Origin of the sequence: Flavobacterium sp. (assembly GCF_017744675.1) — a bacterium.
In the GTDB taxonomy this organism is placed as follows: domain Bacteria; phylum Bacteroidota; class Bacteroidia; order Flavobacteriales; family Flavobacteriaceae; genus Flavobacterium.
The window spans coordinates 1,166,099-1,192,668 of sequence record NZ_JAGIAV010000004.1 but is presented as its reverse complement, the minus strand read 5'-3'; the positions used below and the strand labels follow the sequence as shown (position 1 = coordinate 1,192,668).

At 34.3% G+C, this 26,570-nt stretch carries 24 protein-coding genes and 2 pseudogenes; 10 read left to right on the top strand and 16 right to left on the bottom strand.

The features are described from left to right. Positions 1-34: 34 nt before the first annotated feature. From J7574_RS15380 to J7574_RS15360, 5 genes are all read right to left on the bottom strand, one after another. Complete coding sequence (locus J7574_RS15380; RefSeq protein WP_290970264.1) at positions 35-604, bottom strand: cysteine hydrolase family protein; 570 nt, start codon at positions 602-604, stop codon at positions 35-37. A gap of 39 nt (positions 605-643) precedes the next feature. Beyond that, positions 644-1,288, bottom strand: coding sequence for an alpha/beta fold hydrolase (locus J7574_RS15375; protein ID WP_290970261.1), 645 nt, complete (start codon positions 1,286-1,288; stop codon positions 644-646). An 88-nt stretch (positions 1,289-1,376) separates the two neighbouring features. Next, positions 1,377-1,703: a hypothetical protein gene (locus tag J7574_RS15370; protein WP_207296994.1), complete on the bottom strand. Its 327-nt coding sequence runs from the start codon at positions 1,701-1,703 to the stop codon at positions 1,377-1,379. A 5-nt stretch (positions 1,704-1,708) separates the two neighbouring features. Beyond that, on the bottom strand, positions 1,709-2,959 hold the full coding sequence (locus tag J7574_RS15365; protein WP_290970256.1) for a dihydroorotase family protein: 1,251 nt from the start codon (positions 2,957-2,959) through the stop codon (positions 1,709-1,711). A 157-nt stretch (positions 2,960-3,116) separates the two neighbouring features. Next, complete coding sequence (locus J7574_RS15360; RefSeq protein ID WP_290970254.1) at positions 3,117-5,045, bottom strand: BatA and WFA domain-containing protein; 1,929 nt, start codon at positions 5,043-5,045, stop codon at positions 3,117-3,119. Positions 5,046-5,320: 275 nt separating this feature from the next. Here J7574_RS15360 and J7574_RS15355 point away from each other — a divergent pair, with 275 nt between their 5' ends. Further along, positions 5,321-6,433 carry a lactonase family protein gene (locus J7574_RS15355; RefSeq protein WP_290970252.1) on the top strand — a complete coding sequence of 371 codons (1,113 nt, stop codon included), beginning with the start codon at positions 5,321-5,323 and terminating at the stop codon, positions 6,431-6,433. A 122-nt stretch (positions 6,434-6,555) separates the two neighbouring features. Here J7574_RS15355 and J7574_RS15350 read toward each other — a convergent pair whose 3' ends face one another. From J7574_RS15350 to J7574_RS15335, 4 genes and pseudogenes are all read right to left on the bottom strand, one after another. Continuing rightward, on the bottom strand, positions 6,556-7,902 hold the full coding sequence (locus J7574_RS15350) for a DEAD/DEAH box helicase (RefSeq protein WP_290970250.1): 1,347 nt from the start codon (positions 7,900-7,902) through the stop codon (positions 6,556-6,558). Positions 7,903-8,004: 102 nt separating this feature from the next. Next, positions 8,005-8,769 carry a TIGR02757 family protein gene (locus J7574_RS15345; RefSeq protein ID WP_290970249.1) on the bottom strand — a complete coding sequence of 255 codons (765 nt, stop codon included), beginning with the start codon at positions 8,767-8,769 and terminating at the stop codon, positions 8,005-8,007. A gap of 110 nt (positions 8,770-8,879) precedes the next feature. After that, positions 8,880-9,335: pseudogene (locus J7574_RS15340) on the bottom strand (ABC transporter ATP-binding protein); the annotation flags it as partial. A gap of 225 nt (positions 9,336-9,560) precedes the next feature. Further along, positions 9,561-9,767, bottom strand: a pseudogene (locus tag J7574_RS15335) (ATP-binding cassette domain-containing protein); the annotation flags it as partial. A 259-nt stretch (positions 9,768-10,026) separates the two neighbouring features. Here J7574_RS15335 and J7574_RS15330 point away from each other — a divergent pair. Next, entirely contained in the window at positions 10,027-10,311 is a 285-nt protein-coding gene (locus J7574_RS15330) for a hypothetical protein (protein WP_290970248.1), read from the top strand. 26 nt (positions 10,312-10,337) lie between these two features. Here J7574_RS15330 and J7574_RS15325 read toward each other — a convergent pair whose 3' ends face one another. The 6 genes from J7574_RS15325 to J7574_RS15300 all read right to left on the bottom strand — a co-directional run bounded on the left by J7574_RS15325 (position 10,338) and on the right by J7574_RS15300 (position 15,258). Next, positions 10,338-10,640: a DUF6787 family protein gene (locus J7574_RS15325; RefSeq protein ID WP_290970246.1), complete on the bottom strand. Its 303-nt coding sequence runs from the start codon at positions 10,638-10,640 to the stop codon at positions 10,338-10,340. Positions 10,641-10,670: 30 nt separating this feature from the next. Next, positions 10,671-11,105, bottom strand: a complete 435-nt coding sequence (locus tag J7574_RS15320) for a DUF6146 family protein (RefSeq protein ID WP_290970242.1) — start codon at positions 11,103-11,105, stop codon at positions 10,671-10,673. A gap of 192 nt (positions 11,106-11,297) precedes the next feature. After that, complete coding sequence (locus J7574_RS15315; protein WP_290970240.1) at positions 11,298-11,861, bottom strand: DUF937 domain-containing protein; 564 nt, start codon at positions 11,859-11,861, stop codon at positions 11,298-11,300. 103 nt (positions 11,862-11,964) lie between these two features. After that, on the bottom strand, positions 11,965-12,915 hold the full coding sequence (locus tag J7574_RS15310; protein WP_260669435.1) for a D-2-hydroxyacid dehydrogenase: 951 nt from the start codon (positions 12,913-12,915) through the stop codon (positions 11,965-11,967). A gap of 105 nt (positions 12,916-13,020) precedes the next feature. Then, positions 13,021-14,091: a 3-phosphoserine/phosphohydroxythreonine transaminase gene (gene serC, locus J7574_RS15305; RefSeq protein WP_290970233.1), complete on the bottom strand. Its 1,071-nt coding sequence runs from the start codon at positions 14,089-14,091 to the stop codon at positions 13,021-13,023. A gap of 93 nt (positions 14,092-14,184) precedes the next feature. Next, on the bottom strand, positions 14,185-15,258 hold the full coding sequence (locus J7574_RS15300; RefSeq protein WP_290970230.1) for an acyl-CoA reductase: 1,074 nt from the start codon (positions 15,256-15,258) through the stop codon (positions 14,185-14,187). 202 nt (positions 15,259-15,460) lie between these two features. Here J7574_RS15300 and J7574_RS15295 point away from each other — a divergent pair, with 202 nt between their 5' ends. Continuing rightward, positions 15,461-15,811 carry a 4Fe-4S dicluster domain-containing protein gene (locus tag J7574_RS15295; protein ID WP_008462559.1) on the top strand — a complete coding sequence of 117 codons (351 nt, stop codon included), beginning with the start codon at positions 15,461-15,463 and terminating at the stop codon, positions 15,809-15,811. A gap of 167 nt (positions 15,812-15,978) precedes the next feature. Then, the gene (locus J7574_RS15290) at positions 15,979-17,142 is read left to right on the top strand and encodes a hypothetical protein (protein ID WP_290970224.1); all 1,164 of its coding nucleotides are present in this window, start codon (positions 15,979-15,981) and stop codon (positions 17,140-17,142) included. A gap of 102 nt (positions 17,143-17,244) precedes the next feature. Here J7574_RS15290 and J7574_RS15285 read toward each other — a convergent pair whose 3' ends face one another. After that, the gene (locus tag J7574_RS15285; RefSeq protein WP_290970222.1) at positions 17,245-19,911 is read right to left on the bottom strand and encodes a TonB-dependent receptor; all 2,667 of its coding nucleotides are present in this window, start codon (positions 19,909-19,911) and stop codon (positions 17,245-17,247) included. A gap of 287 nt (positions 19,912-20,198) precedes the next feature. On the opposite strand from J7574_RS15285, the gene ychF reads away from it, so the two are divergent. The 6 genes from ychF to pncB all read left to right on the top strand — a co-directional run bounded on the left by ychF (position 20,199) and on the right by pncB (position 26,408). Beyond that, a complete protein-coding gene (gene ychF, locus J7574_RS15280; protein WP_290970220.1) occupies positions 20,199-21,293 on the top strand; it encodes a redox-regulated ATPase YchF in 1,095 nt (364 codons plus the stop codon). A 312-nt stretch (positions 21,294-21,605) separates the two neighbouring features. After that, a complete protein-coding gene (locus tag J7574_RS15275; RefSeq protein WP_290970219.1) occupies positions 21,606-22,283 on the top strand; it encodes a TIGR02117 family protein in 678 nt (225 codons plus the stop codon). Between the two features lie 346 nt (positions 22,284-22,629). Further along, entirely contained in the window at positions 22,630-23,544 is a 915-nt protein-coding gene (locus tag J7574_RS15270; protein ID WP_290970217.1) for a YihY/virulence factor BrkB family protein, read from the top strand. A gap of 105 nt (positions 23,545-23,649) precedes the next feature. Then, positions 23,650-24,174: an NADPH-dependent FMN reductase gene (locus J7574_RS15265; RefSeq protein WP_290970216.1), complete on the top strand. Its 525-nt coding sequence runs from the start codon at positions 23,650-23,652 to the stop codon at positions 24,172-24,174. Between the two features lie 4 nt (positions 24,175-24,178). Next, positions 24,179-25,156, top strand: a complete 978-nt coding sequence (locus J7574_RS15260) for a transglutaminase domain-containing protein (protein ID WP_290970214.1) — start codon at positions 24,179-24,181, stop codon at positions 25,154-25,156. A 76-nt stretch (positions 25,157-25,232) separates the two neighbouring features. Then, positions 25,233-26,408: a nicotinate phosphoribosyltransferase gene (pncB, locus tag J7574_RS15255; RefSeq protein WP_290970211.1), complete on the top strand. Its 1,176-nt coding sequence runs from the start codon at positions 25,233-25,235 to the stop codon at positions 26,406-26,408. The last annotated feature ends 162 nt before the right edge of the window (positions 26,409-26,570 follow it).

Sequence of the window (26,570 nt, the reverse complement as noted above, 5' to 3'; positions counted from 1 at the left end):
AACTGAATACTAAAATTCTAAATACTGAATACTACTAAATAATCTCTTTAATAAACGCAGTATTTACTACTTGAGCAAACTCTTCGTTTAAACTTGCTAGAGCAGTTTGATGTATGATTTCGGCTGAGAAATCTTCTCCGTTTAGACCTTTTTTGTTGAAAGTTGCCGTTGCATCAGAAACAAGGTAAACATTGTAACCAAAATTTCCAGCCATTCTCGTTGTAGTAGAAACACAGTGATCTGTAGTTAAACCTACAATTACAAGATTGGCGATCTTAGCATTGTCAATTAACTCTTTCAAGTTCGTTCCAATAAAAGCGCTGTTGACATTCTTTTTGATAATGATTTCGCTTTCAAGAGGTTTTATAACATCCTGAAATTCATTTCCCGGATTTGTTTCGCTTAAAATCGAATTTGGATTTGAAGAACAATGCTGTATATGAAAAATAGGCAGTTTTTTAGCTCTCCAGATTTCTAAAAGTTCGCCTGCTTTTTGTTCGGCGTCAATATTATTTCGATCTCCGCCCCAGTAAGCAACGTCATGAAAACCTTTTTGGATATCAATTAAAATTAATGCTGGGTTATCAAGTTTTGAAATACTCATTTTATTACAAAGGATTTAGTTAAAAACTGCGACTGAATACTAGCCAATCAGCCAATTCTTAAAATCAAAGAAATTCTGAGGTGTAACTCCATGTCCAACAGGATATTCTTTGTAAACCGCAGGGATGTTTAATTTTTCTAAAATTGCTGGAGTCTTTCTTGCCCATTCAATTGGAATTACTTGATCTACAGTTCCGTGGGAAGCGAATATTTTAAGGTTTTTGAAATCGTTATTTTCAAATCCTTCTTTGATAATTTCTTCGTTGAAATAACCGCTCATGGCAACTACTCGCTGAATTTTTTCTGGATAAGAAAGTGCTGTTGCGTAGCTTAAAATCGATCCTTGACTGAATCCGATTAAAGTGACATTATTAGCATCGATAGGATAATTTGCTACTAATTCATCAATAAAAGAAGCGATTTTGTCTCTTGACGTTTTAGCTTGCTCGTTATCTGAAAATTTATTTTGATCGGCATCAAAGTTGATGGCGTACCAAGCGTAAGCACCATATTGCAAATCGTAAGGTGCTCTTGCAGAAATGATATAATAGTTGTCTGGAAGTTCAGAAGCAAAAGAGAATAAATCGGCTTCGTTGCTGCCGTATCCGTGCAATAAAAGCAATAACGGATTTTTATCTAAAATTACTTTTGGTTCTCTTATTTTATATTCTAAAGATAGATTCATTTTAATTGTTGATTGTGAGTTTTTTTTTAGTTTCACGTTTCAAGTTCCAAGTTTGGAATTTGGAATTTAAAAATTGAGATTTAAGAGATTAACCAATCTTTTTAAACCATTTTTGAAACAATTCCCCAACCAAAGGAATTGGTCTCATTTGTCCTTGAATGGCATTAAAAATACCAAAAGTCCATAGAATTGAAATACAAATCCACATTGGGAAGGTGATGAAAAAACTATCGAAATTACTGATGATGGCTCCAAAGGAGATAAAAGTTAAAGACAAACCTAAGGCTTGACGGATATGAAAAGAAGCAAAACTGTTTTTATTTTCAGAGTTCATGCTCATGGCGATCAAAACACCAATGATTAAAATGTAACTTGTAATTGCAATTGATTTTCCTTCTTCGACTGAATTGTTCATTTGTATTATTTTGTAACTAGTTGATTTTGATTTAGAATTCCATACACAGAACCTTTAATTTCAGTTCCTAAGAAAGCAGAATTTTTAGATTTTGAAAGAATGTTTTCTTTTGTAAAAGTTGATTTTCCTTCAGTTGTAAACAAAGTGATATTTGCTTTGGCTCCTTCTTGAATTGTATTGTTTTCTAAGCCGAATATAGTTCTTGCGGCCGTTAATTTTGCTACAATAGTTTCCACAGGTAAAACCGTTAATAAAGCTCCAAAAGCACTTTCTAAACCGATAGTTCCATTTTTAGCCGTATCAAATTCCATTTTTTTGAATTCAATATCAATCGGGTTGTGATCTGAAGTAATCAAGTCGATAGTTCCATCAGCGATTCCGTTTAATAAAGCTTGTCTATCAACTTCTGTTCTTAATGGCGGCGTCACTTTAAAACGAGTGTCAAAGCCATCAAGTTTTTCATCGGTTAAAACCAAATGATGTACAGATGCACTACAAGTTAACTTTAGTCCTTTTGCTTTCGCTTCTCTAATTAATTCAACCGATTTTGCCGTAGAAATAGTCGGAATGTGAAGTTTTCCGCCTGTATATTCTAGTAAAAACAAGTTTCTTGAAATTTGAAGTTCTTCGGCTAGATTTGGGATTCCTTTTAAACCTAACCTTGTAGAAACAATTCCTTCGTTTGCAACGCCATTTCCTTTAATGTTCGGGTCTTGTGAATAAGCAATTACCAATCCGTCGAAATCTTGTACATATTGTAAAGCGATTTTCAAGATATTAGCATTGTCGATGCTTTTGTTGTAATCTCCAAAAGCAATGGCTCCAGCATTTTTCATATCAAAAAGTTCGGCCATATCTTTTCCTTCGCTCGCTTTTGTTAAAGCGCCGATTGGGAAAATTTCTGTGGCAAAGCCATTTGCTTTATTTTTTACAAAATTAACCTGAGACTGATTGTCAATAATTGGCAACGAATTGGGTTGTAAAGCAATTGCTGTAAATCCGCTTTTTGCTGCAACATTCAAACCGTTTGCTATCGTTTCTCTATCTTCGTAACCAGGCTCTCCAAGAGAAACGCTGCTGTCAAACCATCCTTGAGAAACATGAAGATCATCAAATCGTACCACTTCTGCATCGTCGTTTGGAAGAGAGACCCCAATTTTTTCTATTACACCATCTGCAATTAAAAGATCAACGGTCTGATTGTGAAACGGACTTTTTGAGTCGATAATTTTGGCGCTTTTGATGATTAGTTTCATATTTAAGATATTTATTTTATCAAACATTAAATGTTTTTTATTTTCTACCATTAAGAAATTAAGTTCATAAAGCGAGGAACTTAATTCTCTGGACATTTAAAATAAGATCATAAAGAAAAAAACTTAATAATCTTAATGCCTTAACGGTGAAAAAAAATCATTTTACAAATTTTATAATCGCCATTTCTAATACTAAAAATAACAGTGCAAAGATAACAAACCATTTCCAAATTTGGCTGTCGGTTCGTTCTGTTTGTAAGGTATTAAAAATGGTCGAAATGGTGTCGGCAGTTTTGAAATCAGAAACTACATTGGTATTTACCTGACTCAAGTCGCTTTCGGTTCTTTTGTAATTAAAACTGATATTTTCAACCCATTCTTTTTTGTCAAAAATGCTGTAATTTCCAGCAGTTTCAGGGAAATCGTTGAAGGTTAATTTGACTTTATTATTTAAAATCTGCTGAATCGGAATAAAAGAATCGTCTGTTCCTTTTACTTCCAAAATTGCATCTTTAGTCAATAAAACATCCGCAAAATAAGGCTGATTGTTTCCAATTGTTAGCGCATTTACACCCGTTTTTTGATTGTTTTGAGCAATTTTATAAAACAACGGAACAATCAAAGGTGATTGCTGGAAGTTGGAATTGGCACTATTAATTGGAGCTGTAAAAACTGTTATTCCTGAAATTGGATTTTGGACAGAAGTTACAAAAGCAATCTGATCTTCAAAAGAAAGTACAGCCGGATACGGACTCGAAACGGCAAAAGAACTGTTTACTTTCGGATATTGGAAATTCGTGATTTTGTTTTCAAAAACTCCTGAAAACAAAGGATGGTCGAAATTAATTTTAGTGATTAATTTACTGTTGGTTTCTAAATTCCCGAATTGGATTTTCCCAAAATTGCCCAATAAAGCATTTAAACTTGAAAGAGATGTTTTCTCAGAAGGAATAACAACTAAATTTCCTCCTTTGGCAACAAAAGCTTTTAAGGTAGTCTGTAAGGCTTGTGGAATATCAGTTAATTCGTTTAGAATAATCGTATTTTGTTTTTCTAAACTGTTGTAATCTAGAGCACTAATCGAATAGTTGTTGTAATTGAATTCGCCAGAAGTATAAATTCTGGATAAGAAATTGCTTTTTTCAGGTTCGCCAATGCTGATAACGTTTGTTTTTTTGTTTTTAGAAATGCTAAAAAACAATTTGTTGTCATAAGTCAAACCGTTATCTTCAATGGCCACATAACCATGAAAAGCTTCTTTCGGAATCGTGAAGTTGATTTTCTTTTTCTTCGAATCAAAATTGACGATTGTTTTGGCAATCAGTTTGTTTTGATTGTAAAGTGCCGTTGAAACTGGTTTGAAATCTTCGCCATAAGCCGATAAATTAATACCGATTTCGTAGAAGTTTTCTAAAGTCTGATTGATATAAACGCTGTCAATCGAAACATTGTTTTTTTGTTCTGCTTCTGGAACTATGAAGTATGGTTTTTCTTCAAAATCTAGAGTTTTAACGGCAGATTCTTTTAAACCAACGGCATCTGTAATAATGACAATATCTTTTTTGTGAGCCGATTTGTGAGCTTTAATTTTGGCTGTAATGGCAGAAAGATCAAAAGAAGAGGGACTATATTTTAAGTTTTGTAAGGCGCTTTTAGACGATTTAATATCAGTATTCCAAAAATTTTCAGTGTTCGTCAAAAGTGAAAATGGAGTGTTTTCTGGAGTGTTTTCAAGCAATTCTTGCACGGCTCTTTTTAATAATTCGCCCTTTTTACCTTTTGCCTGCATACTAAATGAATTGTCCAGCACAATATACATTTCGTTTGATGCGTTTTTGCTATCAGCAGCTTCAAAAAAAGGTTGTGCAAACGCGATAATAGCGCAAGTGAGCAATAGCAAACGTGTAGCCAATAAAAGACGTTTTTTGATTTTAGAACTCTTACGAGTCTGGATAGCAAGTTCTTTTAAGAATCGAACATTGGTGAAATAAGAAGTTTTAAATCGTCTTAATTGAAATAAGTGAACCAAAATTGGAACGATCAATAAAAACAGAAAATATAGAATTTCGGGATGTTTAAAGTGCATTCTGGCTTCGATTTACTTCACTACGTTTTGTTTTTCGCGAAGATGCAGGTCAAAAATACGAATTAAAAATATATTAAACCATATAAGTTCATTTTATGGAAAGTCAAAAGTCAAAAGTCGAAAGTCGAAAGTGAGAATTTTGGAATTTGGAATTTTAGATTTGGAGTTTGAAACTTAAATGGTGAAAAAGAATGTAACTTTTGTAATTTCTTGTAACAAAGCGACTGTTACAAATTAATATATTGCTTATTTTAGCTAATTCTAAAAAACAAATTATGAGGAAAATATATCTAGTCTTGTTTTCAGCTTTATCGGTAACAGCTGTAAAAGCACAGAATAAATTCAATTTATTAGTTGGAACTTACACCAATACTTGCCAAAGCAATGGTATTTATGTGTATGAATTTGATGCTTCTACAGGCGATTATAAACTAAAGAATTCTTCTGAGAGTATTGTAAGTCCAAGTTACCTATCTGTTTCTGCAGATAATAAGTTTATTTATGCGGTAAACGAAAACGGAACACAAAGTACTGTAAGTTCTTTTTCATACGATTCACAATCGGGAAAAATCAATCTTTTGAATAAAAATGATGCTTTAGGAGCAGATCCGTGCCATTTAATCAATGATGACAAAAATGTAATTGCAGCCAATTATTCTGGTGGAAGCATCGCGGTTTTTAAGAAAAATCCTGATGGAAGTATTACAGAAGTGCAACAGTTGATTCAACACGAAGGGAAAGGGCCAAATGCGGCGCGTCAGGAAAAAGCGCATGTGCATATGGTTGTTTTTTCTCCAGATAAAAAGTTTGTGCTTTCGAATGATTTAGGTTTAGATAAAGTGTTTATTTATAAATACAATCCAACATCTAAAAATGAAATTCTGACTTTAAAAGGAAGTGTTGATGTAAAACCAGGAAGCGGACCAAGACATTTAACTTTTAGCAAAGACGGAAAATTTGTGTATTTGGTGCAAGAATTAGACGGAACTTTAACGACTTTGAGCTGGGATAAAACAGGAAGTTTAAAAGTAGTAGCAGAAACAAGTATTCTTGCGAAAGATTTCAAAGGAGGAACAGGAGCAGCAGCAATCAAACTTTCGCCTGACGGAAACTTTTTATACCTTACCGATCGTGTAGATGCCAATGCCATTTCAGTATATAAAATCCTTAAAACCGGAGCTTTGGAACTAGTGGAACAGCAAAGCACATTAGGAAAAGGCCCAAGAGATTTTGCTATTGACCCAACAGGAAACTACGTTTTAGTAGGCCATCAATATACTAACGATATAGTTATTTTTAAAAGAGATACCGCAACAGGAAAATTAACAGATACAGGAAGAAGAATACAGTTGTGTTCGCCAGTGGGGTTGGTTTTTACGAAAATTTAATTTTTTAGAGATACAAAGTAACAAAGTGACAAAGGCTCAAAGTGACAGTTTAGAACTGTGCTTTGAGCCTTTTTTATACTTTGTCACTTTGTCGCTTTGAACCTTTGTGACTTACAAAATAGTTATTTTTTCTTCTTCTTCTCATTTCTCGTCTTCAACATATTTCTGTTGACAGAACCATGAGTTTTCTTTTTTGTTTTTGATGGGCCACCAAGATTGACTTTTTGGTTCTTTTTTGATTTTTCGTGAAAAGCGCCATCACCTTCTAGTTTTGGTTTTTTCAGTAAAAACTTTCTTGGCAACTTGTCTTTTTCAGCTTCGATTAGCTTTTCAGAGATTTCAACTTCTTCAGGGAAATCAGCAATTTCAAGCTCTTGGTCCATTAAAAGTTCGGTTGCAATTTTGAATTCTTCTTCTCTTGGAGTCACAAAACTAATTGCGGTTCCTGTTGCATCGGCACGACCAGTACGACCAATTCTGTGCATGTACAATTCTGGTTCTTCTGGAAGTTCGAAGTTGATTACATGAGTAATATTCGAAATATCCAAACCTCTCGCCATAACGTCGGTTGTGATTAAACCGCGAAGATTTCCTTCTTGGAATTCAGCCATTGTACTCAAACGGTAATTCTGAGATTTGTTCGAGTGAATTACACCAAATTGTCCATCAAAAAGCTCATCGATGCGATTGAAAAGCATATCTGAAATCTTTTTGTTGTTTACGAAAACCAAAATACGACTCATGGTTTCGTCGTTTTCGAGTAAATGCTTTAAAAGGTTTACCTTGGTATTAAAATTCGGAACGTTATAAGTAAGCTGTGTAATTTTTTCTAATGGAGTTCCTGATGGAGCTAATGTAATTTCTTCTGGAAAATCGAAATAATCATTTAATAAATCGTCAACTTCATCTGTCATCGTTGCAGAGAACAAAATGTTTTGACGTTTGGTTTTCATCATGGCAAAAAGAGAAGTCAGCTGCGGTCTGAAACCTAAATTCAGCATTTCGTCAAACTCGTCGATTACTAGTTTTTGAGTTTCGTCAAAACGAACAACTGCATCAAGCGCTAAATCCATTGTACGACCTGGAGTTCCAACTAAAATGTCGACACCTTCGTAAACGGCTTTCTTTTGAGTATTGATGTTTACACCTCCGTAAATCCCAAGCGTTTTAACCGACATATATTTCGTCAGCTTTTCTACTTCTTCCACAACCTGAACCACTAATTCACGAGTTGGAACCAGGATTACAATTTTTGGCGTATTGGTATGAGTAAATTTATAAAGCTTTAAAAGAGGCAGTAAGTAAGCAAATGTTTTACCGGTTCCGGTTTGTGCAATTCCCATCATATCACGTCCAGACATGATTACAGAAAAAGATTTTTCTTGAATAGGAGTAGGCGTAACAAATCCTAATTCGTCAACTGCTTTTTGTAATGATTTTGGAAGATTAAATTTTTCGAAAGTGCTCATTTGCTTTAAATTTTGTGCAAATGTACGTTAAATTCATGGTTTGTTTATCAAATTCTTAAAATCATCTGATAATTTATTAATCTAACTATTTAATTTTCAATATTAAAACCCTTCAAAAACACCCAATCCGAACAAAGCAAAATCATATTTTACAGGATCTTGAGCATCCATTTTTCTTAATTTGGTGTCTAATTCCAGTAAAGCTTTGGCATCATTTTGCTTTCGCGAAAGAATTCCGAGTTTGCGCGCTACATTTCCAGAATGAACGTCTAGCGGACAAGATAAAACAGAAGGAGAAATGCTTTTCCAGATTCCTAAATCTACTCCTTTTGCATCTTCGCGCACCATCCAACGTAGGTACATGTTGATTCTTTTTGCTGCGGAATTGTTTAACGGATCTGAAATATGTTTCTGTGTTCTCGCTAAATGATCTGTTTCAAAGAATATCTTTTTGAATTCGCTAATGCTTTTTTGTAAACTGTCTTTTTCTTGATTTTTAGCAAAAACAGCTTCCAGTCCGTTGTGGTTTTTATAAATGTTATTCAAGCCTTTTATGAAACCAGCAAAATCATGTCCGTTGAAAGTTCTGTGCACAAAAGTTTCCAGTCTTGCCAAATCTTCATCTGAATGTGACATCACGAAATCGTAAGGCGTGTTGCCCATTAATTCCATCATTTTATGCGAATTTTTGATAATCATTTTACGGTTTCCCCAAGCAATAGATGCGCTTAAGAAACCTGCGATTTCGATATCTTCTTTTTGGGTAAAGAGATGCGGAATCTGCACAGGGTCACTTTCTATAAAATCCTGGTTGTTATATTGAATGACTTTTTCGTCTAGAAATTCTTTGAGTTCTTTTTGGTTCATTTGAAATGAAATCTTCTTATGTATTGGAGTGCCCTAGCCCTGATGGGAGGGAAAATCCTTTTATGCCGGGGTTCGGCATAAAAGATTGGAAGGACAGCAGGAAATAGCTCCTAATAATCCGAATTACTAATCTGTCCGTCGACCATCACTAATTTTCTATCGGCCATGTTGGCCAATTCTTCGTTGTGTGTTACAATGACAAAAGTTTGTCCGAACTCGTCTCGAAGCTGGAAAAATAATTGATGCAGGTTTTCGGCAGAATGTGTGTCTAAGTTTCCAGAAGGTTCGTCGGCAAAAATGACATCTGGTTTATTGATTAAAGCTCTCGCAACTGCCACACGCTGCTGTTCTCCGCCCGAAAGTTCGCTTGGTTTATGATTAATTCTGTGCGAAAGGCCGAGATAACTTAAAAGTTTTTTGGCTTCTTCTTCGGTTTCAGCTGTTTTTTTACCTGCGATATGGGCTGGGATACAAACGTTTTCTAGCGCTGTAAACTCAGGCAAAAGCTGATGAAACTGAAAAATGAATCCTAAGTTTAAATTCCTAAAATCGGATAAAACTTTGTCTTGTTTGCTTTTCCTTTTGAAATAGCGGTTGTAGTAAAAAAGTAATAGAATAGTAGGTGTAAGTATTACTGCCCAAGTGCCATAACCAAAAATATCGTTTTCTATTTTACTTCTAAAAAATAACACAAAAACAGCCAATAAAACGAAATAAAGCGCTCCTAGCCAAGTAATGATTTTGAATGCTTTTTCTTGGTTGGAGTTGTCGTTTTTGATGTTTTGCAACTCCAAAACGTTCTTTCCATTAATAGTTAAAGACGAATCTGGATTGTGATCGGGTTTGTCTAAAGTTCCTAAAATTTGAAGTAAAGTTGTTTTTCCAGCGCCCGAAGCGCCAACGATAGAAACAATTTCTCCTTTTTTAATATGTAAATCGACTCCCTTTAAAACTTCAAGTTTGTCGTAGAATTTATGTATGTTTTTTGCGTGTATCATGTAATGAAACTGTTTTTACAAAGAAACGAAGATTATAATCAATATCAAATTACAAAACTCAATATCAATATCAAAAGTCAATTGTGAAATTCCAAAATAGAAATTCCAAATTCCAAAAAAAGTGGAGCGATTTTTAAAATCTAAAATCTAAAATCGGTACGTAAATTGATATGGGAATCATGGAAATTAAATTTAGAAAAGAAATAATGGAGTTTCAGGAATAATTTTTAATTTCGATTAACTTAAAAATGAATGTGTTATGCAAGATTTAGAAATTGTAGAAGATAATAGAATGTCAAAACTGCTTATTGGGTTGGTTTTGGACGGAATTGGTATGATTTCGTTTTCGATTCCGTTTTTAGGTGAGTTTTCAGATGTAGTTTGGGCACCTATTGCTGCTATAATTATGGCCAGAATGTATAAGGGAAGAGTAGGGAAGGTTGCAGGTGTTTTAACTTTTCTAGAAGAAATATTGCCTTTTACAGATGTGATTCCGTCTTTTACTTTGACTTGGATTTATACTTATTTTTTTCAGAAAAAGTAAAAAGAGCTGTAAAATATAGAAGCAAATTAGTTCTTAAATAAAAAACCAAGTCCCATATTTTTAAGCATTTTCTTTTCGAAGTTCCAAAAGAATTTAAACTGTCCAAAAACAGTTCCGATAGCAACCAATAATACTTGATAGATAGGGAAGATAATGATAAGGCGTATGAGCGTAAACCAGCCTCCAAAATCTTCTTTTGTAATTCCTAGCCAAACGCAAAAAGGTTTAGACAGCCACGCAGATGCCGATCCAGTAATGGCAAAAACGATAATGATAATTATGGCTTGTAAATTGGAGTTGATTCCCCAACGTTTTTTTAATCTGTCCATGCTATTTGTAATGATTACAAATATAGCATATTATCTTGACGGAACATAACCCCAAAGCTTTTGTTTGTAAGTATTTTGAAAATAAATCATGTAATTGTAAATTAAGTAATTTACTTCGTAGCCGTAATGAATATCTGGGCGGTAGTCAATAGACATTTCGTACAAATTCGGATTGTAGCGTTGCGGCTGTAAGACACGATTATTCCATTCGGTTACATACAGATTGTTTTTGTTTTCAAGATATTGCAAAGAGTGATAGTTTCGCGGATAGGCGCGAGAGGCAAGCCAGTTTGAAAATCCGTTATCGATAATAATGACTTCGTATTCTAAAGAATCATTTGCAATTCTGACAGTATCACTTCCTTTTTTGTTTGTAGCAACATCAGTGCTCGCAATATTCTTAGAAGCTGTAGAACACGCAATAATGGTAAATAAAACAATTAATATGGAAATGCCTTTTTTCATGTCTTAAATTTACGAATATTTGATGAAAAGAGGATGGGGTTTAACATCCTTCTAAGATTCTAAGCTTCTGAGATGCTAAGTTTCTAAGGTTTTGAATTTCTTGTATAAAAAAAAGTGGTTTGCATAGCAAACCACTTTAGAATATGTGTATAAAAAAACTTAGCATCTCAGAAGCTTAGTATCTTAGTATCTTTATTTGCTCCCAAACAACTTCCCGATGAATCCTGCGATTCCTCCTTTGCTTTTTGTAACTACTAGTACGTCTGCAACGTCAACTTTTCCGTCGTTGTTTTGGTCTAGGCCAAATTGCATTCCGTATTTAGAAATGGTATCCATTATTCCAGAAGCTTGTCCGCTGTTTCCTGAGATTGAATTTATAATGTCTGAGATTTGAAAACTGCTGTCGTTTGGATCTTTTGCTTTATTCACTAAAGAACCTAAAATCTGAGGAATCAAGTTGGAAGCAACTCCGCTTGAATCTGCACTGCTCAATCCGAATTTCTCTCCAAGACTTCCCGTTAATTGCTGTTGAATTTGCTGTACAACAGGATTTGAGCTATCGATAGGAGTGGTGCCATTAAATAATCCGGCAATTTGATCGGTTCCGCCTTCAGAAACAATCTTTTTTAATCCCTCAAAAATAGAATTGCTTGTTTCGCTTATTACGGCTTCATTATGTTCGTTTGGGACAGCGCTATTGTTTACCACAGCATCGCCTCCGTATTGCTGTACTAATTGGGTTAATTGTTCAAACATGATATTTAGGGTTTAAAATTACACGTCAAAATTAATAAAAAAGAAAGGGATTTACTACAAATAAGTAGTAAATCCCTTTAAAGATAATCTATTTTTTAATTACTTAGCTTAACAAAGTAATAATTTGTGATGCTAATTCAGTACCAATTCTGTCTTGTGCTTCTCCTGTAGCAGCTCCGATATGTGGAGTTAAAGAGATTTTTGAGTGCATTAAGATTGCCATTTCTGGTTTTGGCTCGCTTTCAAAAACGTCTAAACCAGCAAAAGCAACTTTTCCTGAATCCAAAGCTTTTACTAACGCTACTTCATCAATAACGCCACCACGCGCACAGTTTACGATTCCAACTCCGTCTTTCATGATTTCAAGTTCTTTTTCTCCAATAATGTAACCATCTTGAGCAGGAACGTGTAATGTGATGAAATCAGCTTCTTTAAATAAAGATTCTAAAGATTGAGAAACGATTGTAGTTGTGATTGACTGTCCGTCGAAAAATTCAACTTTTACATCAACTTGAGGGATAAAGCTATCAGCAGCGATAACTTTCATTCCAAGACCAAGAGCCATTTTTGCAGTAGCTTGTCCGATACGACCAATACCAACAATACCTAAAGTTTTTCCTCTTAATTCAGTTCCGTTAGCGTAAGCTTTTTTCAAACCGTCAAAGTTTGAATCTCCTTCAAGAGGCATATTTCTGTTAGAGTCATGTAAAAAACGTACACCAGAGAATAAGTGTCCGAATACTAATTCAGCAACAGATTCTGAAGATGAAGCTGGAGTATTAATTACATGAATCCCTTTGCTTTTTGCGTAATCTACATCAATATTATCCATACCAACACCACCACGACCGATGATTTTGATTCCAGGACAAGCATCGATAATATCTTTACGAACTTTAGTTGCACTACGAACTAAAATTACGTCAATATTGTTGTCATTTATATAGTTAGCTACTTGTTCTTGAGCTACTTTTGTCGTGATAACTTCAAAACCACCTTTTTCTAAGGCTAGAATTCCGCTTTTAGAAATTCCGTCATTTGCTAATACTTTCATTGTATTTATTTTGTTTTATTTGGTTAATCGTTAAATCGTTTATTTATTTAATCGATCACCAACTATTTGATTTTTCTTTTTTTGTAAACTGTGAGAGGCTGAAAACTAAACTTTAGTTTCTAATGCTTTCATTACATCAACTAAAACCTGAACGCTTTCAATTGGCATAGCGTTGTAGATAGAAGCTCTGTAGCCACCAACAGAACGGTGTCCTGGCAATCCAGAAATGTTTGCAGCTTTCCATAAAGCGTCAAAAGTTTCTGTGTGCTCTGGGTTGTTCAATAAGAAAGTAACGTTCATATTAGAACGATCTTCTACTTTTGCAGCACCTTTGAACAATGGGTTTCTGTCGATTTCTGCGTAAAGTAATTCTGCTTTAGCATTGTTTAATTTTTCAACAGCAGCGATTCCGCCTTTTTCTTTAATCCATTGTAAAGTTAGAAGAGAAACATAAACAGCAAATACAGGTGGAGTATTGTACATACTTTCTCCTTTAATGTGTTTAGCGTAATCTAGCATGCTAGGAATAGTTCTTCCGTTTTTGCCTAAGATTTCTTCTTTTACCACTACTAAAGTAGTTCCAGCAGGTCCCATATTTTTTTGAGCTCCAGCATAGATTAAGTCAAATTTAGAGAAATCTAATTGACGTGAAAAAATATCAGAACTCATATCGCATACAACAGGAACATTTGTTGATGGGAATTCTTTCATTTGCGTTCCAAAGATGGTATTGTTACTTGTGCAGTGGAAATAATCAGCATCAGCTGGAATTTCGTAACCTTTTGGAACATAAGTATAATTGTCTTCTTTTGAAGAAGCTACGACAACAGTTTCACCGAAAAGTTTAGCCTCTTTAATCGCCGCAGTTGCCCACGTTCCCGAGTCTAAATAAGCTGCTTTTCCGTTTTCTTTCATTAAGTTGTAAGGAGCCATTAAGAATGCTGTACTGGCACCACCTTGTAAAAATAAAGCCTGATAACCTTTTCCTTGAAGACCTAATAATTCTAAAGCAAGGGAACGAGCTTCCTCCATAACTGCAACGAAATCTTTGCTTCGGTGCGAGATTTCAAGGATAGATAACCCTGAATCATTAAAATTTAAAATTGCTTTAGATGCCTTCTCAAAAACTTCCTGAGGTAAAATACTTGGTCCTGCGCTGTAGTTGTGTTTTTTCATGGTTGTTGTTAATAGTCGAAAATTTTAAAGATGCAAATTTCGGTAATCAGAGCCGAAAAAGCGTTAAAATATTCGAAATAATTAAACAATTTATTACTTTGTTGTTAACAAAAACGTTATAGTATCGACATTATCTGCGTAATCCCACAATTGAGGTTTTTGGGTTTCTCCAAACGCTGTACTATTTGTGGTTAAATTACTGCTAACAATGCACTGAATTTGATCTGTGTCTTCCTGAAGGCGTTTTTTAAGGTCTTCAAGGTTTTCGTAGTATTCATAAAAGACGCTCGAAATAGGTGAAGCGTAACTTGAATCTTCTTTTAAAGTCAAGAATCCGTTGTCTAATAATTTGAAATTACTCATTAAAAATACCGCTTTATTATAGTCATAATTATTAGCGTATTTTTCATAATGAATAACATCTTGGTATTTGAAGATAGCTTGAAAAAATGCCTCAAAAGAGTAGTCTTTCGGAATGAAAAGTTTAGAAACATTTCGGCATCCTAAACCAAAATATCTAAAAATATCTTCGCCAAGTGCCTCTAGTTCTTCACTGGTTTCTTTTCCGGTTAAAATCGCAGCCGAATTTCTGTTTTTACGAATAATAGAAGGCTTGTCTTTAAAATAATATTCAAAATAACGAGAAGTATTATTGCTTCCTGTTGCGATTACAGCATCGAAGTTTTCTAGTTTTCCTTCCACGAAAGTGATGCTTTCTTTCAAATTTTCATCAACAGCAATTAAATATTTAGCCAAAAACGGCAATAAATGCTGATCGTTTGAAGAAGTTTTTATTAAAGCTTTATTTCCTGTAATGATTACAGATAAAAAATCATGGAAACCGACTAATGGAATATTTCCAGCTAGAATTAAAGCGACAGTTTTTCCATTTTCGTCATCCTGAGCGAAGTCGAAGGAATAAGCCGAAAGCCATTTGTCTATATTTTCTGCCGTTAGCGCTTCGGCCCATGACTGTATGGAGAAATATACCTGTTCAGGAGTATACCATCCGTTATGAGATTGCGAAAGGCGAATTAGATTTTCGAAATCATCAAAAAAGATGTCATTATATAAAACGTCAGATTTTTGCGCAGAAGCGCTTTCAGAAAACTGACTTAAAAATTTTCCTAATTCAACAAAAACACTTTTTTTTGTTTCTAATGTCATAATGTTTGCTTATGAATTGTTTTGATTGTAATTTTGCACAAAAATAAGCATAATTAAGTCGAAAGACAAAAGTCGAAAGTCGAAAGTCGAAAGTCCAAAGCCGAAAAAGACTTTAATACTTTTGTTTTAATACTTTCAAATTTTATGACTTTAGACTTTATGACTTTAGACTTTATGACTTTTAACTTTAAGACTAAAAAAGATGGCAATAATTATAACTGACGAATGCATCAATTGCGGGGCTTGCGAACCAGAGTGCCCAAATACAGCAATATATGAAGGAGCAGATGATTGGAGATATAAAGACGGAACAAGTCTTTCTGGAAAAATTGTATTACCTGACGGAACTGAAGTTGACGCCGATGATGCGCAGACTCCAATCTCTGATGAAATCTACTATATAGTTCCAGGAAAATGTACAGAATGTAAAGGTTTTCATGATGAGCCGCAGTGTGCTGCTGTTTGTCCTGTTGACTGTTGTGTACCAGATGATAATCACGTTGAAGACGAAGAAACTTTATTGCAGAGACAAGCATTTTTGCATGCTGAATAATTTTTCTATCTGTTTAAAATATAATCCTGAGCCTTTTGGTTCAGGATTTTTTTTGCTTTGTTTTCAGGTATTTGCAAAGGGTACTTTATTGATAGCTAATGTTTTATTTTTAGCTGTTGCTTTATTGTTAAAAAAATAATACTTTAGTTGAAAAAATAACAATGCCTATGAAGAGATTGCTACTTTTATTTGTTGTTTTACTCAACTATGTAAGCGTTTTTGCACAAAGCGAAGAGTATTCTATTATTGTTAGGGATATAGAAACCTTAGAGCCAATACAAAACGCTACGGTTAAAATAATGAAAACCCAGCAGATTTTACTGAGCAATGAAGAAGGGAAAGTCACTTTTATGCTGACTGGGGGATCTAATGTGCAGGTTTCTGAAACTAATTATGAAGATGTGACTGTACGCTGGACTTCTTTAAATGGAGATCAAAAATTTGTTATTTATTTAAAGAGTAAAAACAATAAATTAGATGAAGTAGTTTTATCTAAGGAATCTCCCGAAAAAATACTGCAGAAATTAGTTAACAATTCTACTAAGAAGATTAGTGTTTCCCATAGACAGAAAGTATATGTGAGAGAGTTTTTTATGCTCGACAATCAGTATACGTATTATAATGATGGGTTGGTAAATTTTCAATTTGATAAAAATAATAATGCAACCACTTTATTAGTTGAGCAAAATCGCTCTTACGGATTATTAGAAGCAGATGTAAGCGCCGATTTAAAGGGCTATAATCTGAATAATATAATGGAGAATTACTCGAATTTTAAATATTTTGATCCATTATTAGATTCGAAGTCAAAAAAATCATATGATTTTACAATAAAAGGACATTCGAAAAACAAAGATTACTACATAATGACAGTTGTTCCGTTGGATAAAGCCAAAGAAGCAATTGATAATTTCGAAATCATTTATGATCCTTTGAAAAAGATTATTGTAGAATTTACGATTTCAACTACGCCTGCAACTCTTGATAAAGTGGAAGAAAAAACAAAAGAAGGCGAAAAAAACTTAACAAAATCTTTTGTAAAAGTAAATTACAGATGGGATGGAACCGATTATTATGTGTTGAGTTCTAATGAGGAAATTGGTTATGATGTGGTTTTAAAAGACAAAACCAAAAATGTTCAAGTAAGAAACAGTTTCGTTACAACGGGTTTCAACAAACAAAATTTCACGTATAATGAAAGTGATGTTTTCAAGGAAAAATCTCTGTTTAATAAGAAAAATAAAATCTTGACCAATTATTGGGATGTTTCAGGGTTTACAGCAACAGATGAGGAAAAAGCCATCATCACATCTTTAGAGTTTAAATTGTAATTAAATAAATAGAAGAAAAAATCCTGAGCATTATACTCAGGATTTTTTTGTTCTTATAATGTTTATCAGGCTGAGCGGAGTCGAAGCTCCTTATGATCATAATTAAAAATTAAATCCAAGTCTGGCATAGTAGTAAGCACCGCTAAATCCCATTTGTACGGCATCCCAATAACCTCCAGCTTCTGTGTTTCCTTGCTCATCTTGTTTTGTTGGATAGATATTAAACAAGTTGTTGCTTCCAATAGTCAGTTTTAAGCTTTTAGTAAATTGGTATCCAAGAGTTAAATCGGTTACCACTTTCGGATTGTAAACGTCATCTTCATCGGCATAATCAACCAAAACAACTCTACTGAAACGAGTAAAAGCTAATCCTGCATCAAACTTGTTCTTATTATAATTTAGGTTTAAACCAAATTTATTGTCTGGTGCAGAAGCTAATAAAAAGGCTTTTTCACGTTTTCCGAAGAAAGTAGCTTCATCTAGGTTGCCGTTTTTGACTTTGTTAATTTTCATGTCATTAACATTTCCAACCAAAGTTGCGCTAAGATGGCCAAAATCGAATCCTTTTTTCCAAGAGAGAACCACGTCAAGACCATGTGTGCTGGTATCAACGCCATTGGCAAAAAATTGTGCTTCAGAAACGCCAAGATTTAAAGAGCTTGCGTCAAAATATCCAGTAAGTACAATACGATCTTTTACTTGAATGTAATAACCGTCAATTGTCGCAGTAAAATCTCCATAAGTTGCAGTAAAACCTAGAGACGCATTTACTGCTTTTTCTTCATTTAATTTACTGATTCCAAAAGCTCTGGTAACTTCGCTGTCGTTTGGTGCCAGTAAAACTTCGGTTGCACCGCTTGCGTTAAAATTGGTAAAACGTAAATTGTAATAAATTTGAGCCAATGATGGAGCGCGGAAACCTGTACTTACCGAACCTCTCAAATTAAAGTGGTTGCCAAGTTTCAATCTTGAGGCTAATTTTCCATTTAAAGTGCTTCCAAAATCACTGTAATTTTCAAAACGCAAAGCTCCGCTAACCAACCAGGCTTTTGTAACGTCCAATTCCCCATCGGCATATAAAGAGAAGTTTGTGCGGCTTTTGTTTACTTCATTTGCTGGACTATAGCCAGGAAAACCTTGCGAACCTCCTGGTCTTGGTATTGTTGGTGAAGAGTTCGGATCTGTTGGGTCGTAATCTGGATTAGGAATTGTTGGCGGACTTTGAGTACTTGGATCCGTTATAGGTTTTCCGTTGGTATCGTAAGTAGCATAAGAGCCTTCTTCTCCTGCAAAAATCTCAAATTTTTCTACTCTAAATTCAGTTCCAAAAGCAATATTAAAACCTTCTAAAACACTATCATAGTTTTTAGAAATATCAAAATTAGTAGTGTTTTGAAGCAAACTATGTCCTCCAGCATCAAATTCATGAGGAGATTTTTCTTCCAATGATGCGTTAATTGTTCCTTTAATATCATATTGGAATTTATTTTTCCCAAAAGTGTTGCTTAAATCAAATTTCCATCCTCCAGAAGATTCTGTTTTGATTCCGGCAGCAATTGAGTTATCATTAATTTTTGAAGTAATTCTTGGCGTATAACCACCCGGATAAACCGATTCTACCACTCTTTCACCATCATTTCTAGTAAAGGCGTAAGCATCAGTGTCTCTAAAATTGCTTCCTCCAAAAGCATAAAACTCTGTTTTGTCTGCAATTGGAACAGAGAAATTAGCAAACAAATTGACACCATGCATGCTCGCATCTCCAAAACCTTTTCTGAAATCATAAGCGGGTCTAAGCGTTTTATTTTTGTTTAAAAACTCACCTGTAAAGTTTGCATAACCGCCTTTAGTTCCTAATGCTACTCCATAATTAGCCGCAACTCTTACAGAACCACCGTCAAAATCCTGATCTTTTCCGTACGAATTTCCGTTTCCATGTTGATCTAATCGGTATCCTTTTGTGTTTGGTGTTCCTGGAAGAAATTCGCCTTGTGCATGAGTATTAAAAACACCATAAGTTACAGAACCTGTTAATTCATCTACGTTGTCGTTTGTTATGATATTGATAACTCCAGCAATGGCATCAGAACCATATTGTGCCGAAGCACCGTCGCGCAAAATCTCAATTCTTTTAATAGAAGCGGCTGGAATTGCATTCAAATCTGTTCCTGTATTCCCGCGCCCTCTTGTTCCAAATAAGTTAATTAGAGAAGATTGATGCCTTCTTTTTCCGTTAATCAAAACTAAGGTTTGGTCTGGTCCCATACCTCTCAAAGAAGCTGGATCTACGTGATCGGCACCATCCGAACCTGATTGTTTATTGGCATTAAAAGATGGTGCAACATATTGGAGTAGCTGATTGATTTCGATTTTACCGCTTTGTGTTGTCACGTCTTTTACACTAATAACGTCAATAGGAACGGCAGAATTTACAACGGTTCTTTTAGTGCTTCTAGATCCTGTAACCACAACATCATTTAAAACTTGTCCTTCGCTTTCGCCTAAGGTAATGTCTAATTTATTGCTAGAAACTGGTTTTTCTACTGTTGAAAATCCAACGTAACTAAAGATTAAAGTTGCGCCTTCTTTTACCTTTATTTTGTAGCTGCCTTCAAAATCTGTAGAAACGCCATTTGAAGTGCCTTTTTCTAAAATATTTACACCAGGAAGCGGTGCGCCAGATTTGTCTTTTACAATACCCGAGACCTCTTTCTGTGCAAAGAGAAACGCTGAATTCAGCAGAAATAGTAATAATGCAATCTTTTTCATAATGAGTGGTTTTTTTGGTTTGTTTTTGTTGACTAGTTTTATAAAAGTAATGTTTTTTAACAAAAAATTAATAAAATGTTTAAAAATTTCATTGGATATGTCTAAAATTATATTATTGAACATTTTTACTTCGCGCAAGAGCTATTAAATCTTATATTTGCAAAATTTTAAAGCCAAAAAATAGCATTTTGGCAGAAATCAAGAAAAACACGTAAATCATAAGGCATTAAATAACAGGGTTTAATGTTGAAGGCCTTAAGAGGTCAATAATAAATAGAAACAAACAGATGAAAGCAGGAATTGTAGGATTACCAAATGTTGGAAAATCAACATTATTTAATTGTTTATCTAATGCAAAAGCGCAAAGTGCCAACTTTCCTTTTTGTACAATCGAACCTAATATTGGTGTTGTAAACGTTCCAGATCCAAGAATCAACAAATTGGAAGAATTGGTAAAACCAGAGCGCGTTCAAATGGCAACTGTTGACATCGTAGATATTGCAGGTTTAGTAAAAGGAGCAAGTAAAGGTGAAGGTCTTGGAAACCAGTTTTTAGGAAACATTAGAGAGTGTAATGCTATCATTCACGTTTTGCGTTGTTTTGATAATGACAATATTGTACACGTTGACGGAAACGTAAACCCAATTCGTGATAAAGAAACCATCGATATCGAATTGCAGTTAAAAGATTTGGAAACAATCGAAAAACGTTTAGAAAAAGTAAAACGTGCTGCAAAAACAGGAAACAAAGAAGCTCAAACAGAAGAAGCTTTACTAAATAGAATTAGAGAAGCATTATTGCAAGCAAAATCGGCTAGAACTATCGTTCCTCAAAATAATGATGAAGAAGTTTTAATGGAAAGCTTCCAATTAATTACTGCAAAACCAGTTTTATACGTTTGTAACGTTGACGAGAGTTCAGCAGTAAATGGAAACAAATACGTAGACCAAGTTCGTGAATTAGTAAAAGACGAAGATGCTGAAGTTATTGTACTTTCAGTAGGAGCTGAGGCAGATATTACAGAATTGGAAAGCTACGAAGAGCGTCAGGTTTTCTTAGAAGATATGGGATTAGAAGAGCCAGGAGCATCAGTTTTAATTCGTGCAGCTTACAAATTATTAAAACAACAAACTTACTTTACAGCTGGTGTAAAAGAAGTTCGTGCTTGGACAATCAATATCGGAGCAACTGCACCACAAGCAGCTGGAGTTATCCATACAGACTTCGAAAAAGGGTTTATCCGTGCTGAGGTAATTTCTTATGACGATTACGTTCACTATGGTTCTGAAGCGAAAGCAAAAGAGGCAGGGAAATTCAGAGTTGAAGGAAAAGAATATATCGTAAAAGATGGTGATGTAATGCACTTCCGTTTTAACGTTTAATCTTTTTCTTGAGACAATAGAGTAAAGAAAAAAGATAATAGACTAAACTGCTGGAGGAATTCAGCAGTTTTTTTATTCATAAAATTGAAGATTGTAATTGTCAGGCTGAGCGAAGTCGAAGCCCCGCAAAGATTGGCTTCTCTTTGTATAGTTCCTTACTTGTCCTTCGACTTCGCTCAGGAAGACAAAAATGAGAAATTAGCTCAATCTGCAAAATCTGCGTGAAACAAATTTTCATCCTAGAAATTTTTTGGCTTAAAAATTGGTTACAGAAAAAATAACCAATTACTAATCTAAAATCAACCAATCAAAATGCTAAAAAAGGCTATCAAATTTTTGGGCTGGACACTTTTCGGAATCTTTGCTTTTCTGGCGCTTTACATTTCATCTGTTTTAATTATTTCCAAAATTACAGTCAATTCAGATATAGCAAAAGTCGAAGAACAAGACGCTATTCCAATTTATATTCTCTCAAACGGAGTTCACACTGATATTGTAGTTCCTGTTAGAAACGAAATCAAAGATTGGCGAAATGAAATTCAATTCAATCAAACCCAATCAAAAGATTCTTTAATGAATTACATTGCTTTTGGCTGGGGCGACAAAGGTTTTTATTTGGAGACGCCGGAATGGGCAGATTTAAAAGCAAGTACTGCTTTCAAGGCAGCTTTCGGAATCAGTTCTTCTGCTGTTCATGCTACATTTTTCAAACAATTACGAGAAGGAGAAGATTGTAAACGCATTTTGATTTCAAAAGAAAATTATCAAAAACTAGTAACGTATATTTCTGAGAGTTTCAGTAATCCGCTTCACCCACAATGGATTGAAGGCCATAGCTACGGGAAAAAAGATGCTTTTTATGAAGCCAAAGGAAGTTATAGCCTTTTCTACACTTGCAATACTTGGGCAAATAATGCTTTAAAAGCTGCCAACCAAAAAGCAAGTTTATGGACGGTTTATGATAAAGGGATTTTCTGCCATTATAAATAGGTAATGCATACAGGTGTAGTCCCTACGGGACAACTTTGAATTGTTATTTTCTATGGCTACCGATATTGAACTCCTAGCGGAGTATTGAATAAAAATCTCAATGAGATTCAATGTCGATAATTATTTTCTACCGATATTGAACTCCTAGCGGAGTATTGAATAAAAATCTCGATAGAGATTTAATATTGGTAGAAAAAAAATATAGACATTAAGTAATGTCCCGTAGGGACTATATTAATAGAATGGTAAAACGCAACATGGAAAAAATATAAGATTCCATGAAAATCCAAGAAGCAGTGAATTTTTATTAATGCTTAAATTTGAGTGAATATCAAAAAATCAGCAAATGAAAAAACACAATATATTTTCAAAAACTTGGTATTTATTAAAAACGACATTTTTAGAATTCAATGATGATAATGCTATAAAGCTTAGTGCGGCATTATCTTACTATACCATTTTTGCGTTGCCTCCTTTATTGATTATTATAATTACCATTTGTGGCTTCTTTTTTGGGGAAGAGGCAGTCACAGGTCAGTTATACGGTCAAATAAATAGGTTGGTTGGAAATAATGCTGCGGTGCAAATTCAGGAGGCAATCAAAAATGTTCAATTATCAGACAGCAGTGTATTTGTAACCGTTTTTGGGGTTGTAATGTTGCTGATTGGGGCTTCGGGAGTTTTTGCAGAAATTCAAAGTTCTATAAACTACATTTGGGGACTTCGGGCAAAACCCAATAAAGGCCTTCGAAAATTTATCCAAAACAGGATCATGTCTTTTTCTATGATCGTTTCTGTTGGGTTTTTAATGTTGGTCAGCTTAATGGTCAATGCTACTTTAGACGTATTAAATGCCCGCTTAAAATTGTACTTTCCAGACACTACCGTTTACTTTTTTTACATTGTAAACTTGCTGATTGTTTTTGCCAGCATTACATTGCTTTTCGCAATTATATTCCGAACTTTACCTGACGGAATTATTAGATGGAAAGATGCTTTTATAGGAGCTTCCTGCACCGCAATTCTATTTATGATAGGTAAATTTGCGATTGGGGTTTACTTAGGAAATTCGACAGTTGCCAGTGTTTATGGCGCAGCAGGTTCTATTATTATAATTTTGGTTTGGGTCTATTACTCGGCTATTATATTATATTTTGGGGCAGAATTTACTAAAGTTTATGCTAAAGCTTTTGGAGGAAGTATTTCGCCAAATGATTATTCTGTAGAAATTCAAAAAGAGATTTTTGAAATAGAATCTTAGAACAAAATAAACCAAATTAAAGCTGTCTTTTTTTAATTAAATAAAAACAGATTGTAATTTTATGGCTTAATTTTTGAAAGCATCAAACTTATAAATAGCACCAATATGAAAATAATCGCCTTTGGAGGAAGTAACAGTAAGCATTCAATCAACAAACGTTTAGCTACTTACGCATCTAGTTTATTCGAAAATGCCGATGTTGAGGTCTTAGATCTTAATGATTTTGCCATGCCGGTTTTTAGCGTCGATTTGGAGAAGGAAATTGGTCAGCACGAAGTGGCTCAAGCCTTTTTGAATAAATTGAAAGAGGCCGATATCTTAGTAGTTTCAATGGCAGAAAATAACGGAAATTATTCTGTTGCTTTCAAGAATGTTTTCGATTGGAGTTCTCGTATTGAAAAAGATGTTTTTCAGCACAAACCAATGTTATTATTGGCAACTTCACCAGGAGGAAGAGGCGGAGCATCAGTTTTAGGCATTGCTCAAAATCTTTTTCCTCGTTATGGAGCCGATATTAAAGGATCTTTTTCGCTTCCTGCTTTCAATTCAAACTTTGACTTGCAAGTAAACAAAATTTCAAATCCAGAATTAGACCAACAGTTAAAAGATATTATCAAATCAAGTTTTTAAATACATGCCACTAAAAAAGATAGCTTTTCTATTTCTTTTTTTGAACACTTTTTTTCTGAATTTTGCCTTTGCCCAGAAGATAAATGAAGTTGATAAAATTGTCGCAAAATATCCGAAAAGCTTTAATACCACCGAACAATTGGCCGAAAGAATCGAAAGAGATTTTGATTCTGATGCGGAGCGAGCACGAGCTATTTACAGCTGGATTGCTTTTAATATAAAATACGATTACAATGCATTTTTGAATCCACCGAAAGTGCAAGGATTCAGCTATTCTTCTGAAGCCGAAAAACATCGAAAAATAAAACAGCTAAATGATAATCTTATTCAAAAAGCTTTTAATTCGCAAAAAGCAGTTTGTGAAGGTTTTACGGCTTTGTACCAACATTTGTCAGAATTGGTTGGCTTAAAATGCGAAATTATTCGTGGCGACTCAAAAACAAATTTAAGAGATATTGGCCGAAAAACGACTTACTCCAATCACGCTTGGAACATTGTTTTGGTTGATAAAAGATGGCGCCTGGTAGACGTGACTTGGGGACAAGGATATTATGATACCAGAAAAGGCCGAATGGTCAACGATTTTAACCCTGTTTATTTTGATACAGATCCTGAGTATTTCTTTGCCAAACATTATCCAGATTCAGGAACTTTTCTTGGAAACAGAATTAGTAAAAGCGACTTCTTAAACGGACCTTTGATTTATAATAAGACTATCGAAAACGATTATAAAATAAAAACTCCAGATTCGGGAATAATTGAAGCGAAAAATGGAGATAAAATCACGGTTGAGATTAAAAATGTGTCTAAATCGAATCAGGTTTTTTACCTCAATAAAAGAAATCAGCCCGTTAAAATTCTTAATCCGAAAGAGAAGCGAGGAGGTTTAGAATTTCAGATTCTTGTTGATAAGAATATTGGAGATTATGTTACTATTTTTATAGATACAGAAAGTATTGTTTCTTTTAAAATTGTTTCGTAGTAGAATAAGAAAATCTACATTTTTGTCTTTTGCGAAATTGCCGTATCTTAGCAGGAAATGAAAGAAATTGAATGCTATGGAAACAACTTTTTTGAAATCAATTTTAGATAATGATTTCTACAAATTTACAATGCAGCATGCTGTAATAAAGCTTTTTCCAAAAGCAAAAGTCCGCTACGGATTTATAAATCGCGGAAAACATATTTTTCCCGATGGTTTTGCAGACTTATTTCGCCATTCGGTAGATGCAATGGCAGATCTTCGCTTAACAAAAGAAGAAAAAAATTATCTAGCGCATTATTGTCCTTATCTCGATCCAACTTATTTAGATTTTTTGCAAGGATATAGTTTTGATCCGTCTGAAGTGCAAATAAGTCAGGAAGGTTCAGAAATTTCGGTTACAGTCGAAGGGTTTTGGTACAGAACTATTTTGTGGGAAGTGCCGTTAATGTCTTTAATCTCAGAATTGTTTTATAAAGCCAGCCATTTAATTCGATTGAATGATGAAGCCATCAAAAAACTGACTCAGGAAAAAATTGAGAACTATAATAAACTAGGAGTTTCGGTTTTAGAATTTGGCACTAGACGTCGCCATTCTTATGACGTGCATGATTTGGTAAATAAAACCTTAAGCACTTATGGCGGACAGAGTTTTATTGGAACGAGCAATGTGCATTTTGCAATGGTCAATAATAAGCGTCCGTTAGGAACCCATGCACACGAATGGTTTATGTTTCATGCCGCGCAATATGGTTTTAAAATGGCTAATTCGATAAGTCTTGAACATTGGACGCAAGTTTACAGTGGAGATCTTGGAATTGCTTTAACGGATACTTACACAACCGATATATTTTTCAATCAATTTGATAAAAAATATTCAAAACTTTTTGATGGCGTTCGACATGATAGCGGTGATCCGATAGAATTTGCTCAAAAAGTAATTTCACATTACATCAAAATGGGAATTGATCCGAAATCTAAAGCCATTGTTTTTTCTGATTCCTTAAATTTCGAAAAGGTAAAAAGAATTGCCGATTTCTGTAATGACAAAATAAAAATGTCTTTTGGAATTGGAACCAATTTCACAAATGATGTCGGACTCCCGGCAATGAATATGGTTATAAAACTAACAGATACGAAACCCGATAATATACATTGGCAAGGAGTTGTGAAATTGTCTGACGAAAAAAACAAAAATACGGGAACTCCCGAAATGATTGCCTTGGCAAAAGAAGTGCTGGGAATCAAATAGTATTTTTTTGCTGAAAAAGCAGTTTTCCCATAATTTTAGTGTCCGTTTTATTTTAAAATCAATTTAAATAGATTTTTCACTGTTATTATTCATAACAAAAAAGAAATACGCTTTTATTTTTTCCCGATAAATGGTACATTAGCAAAAAATCCTAAATTCATT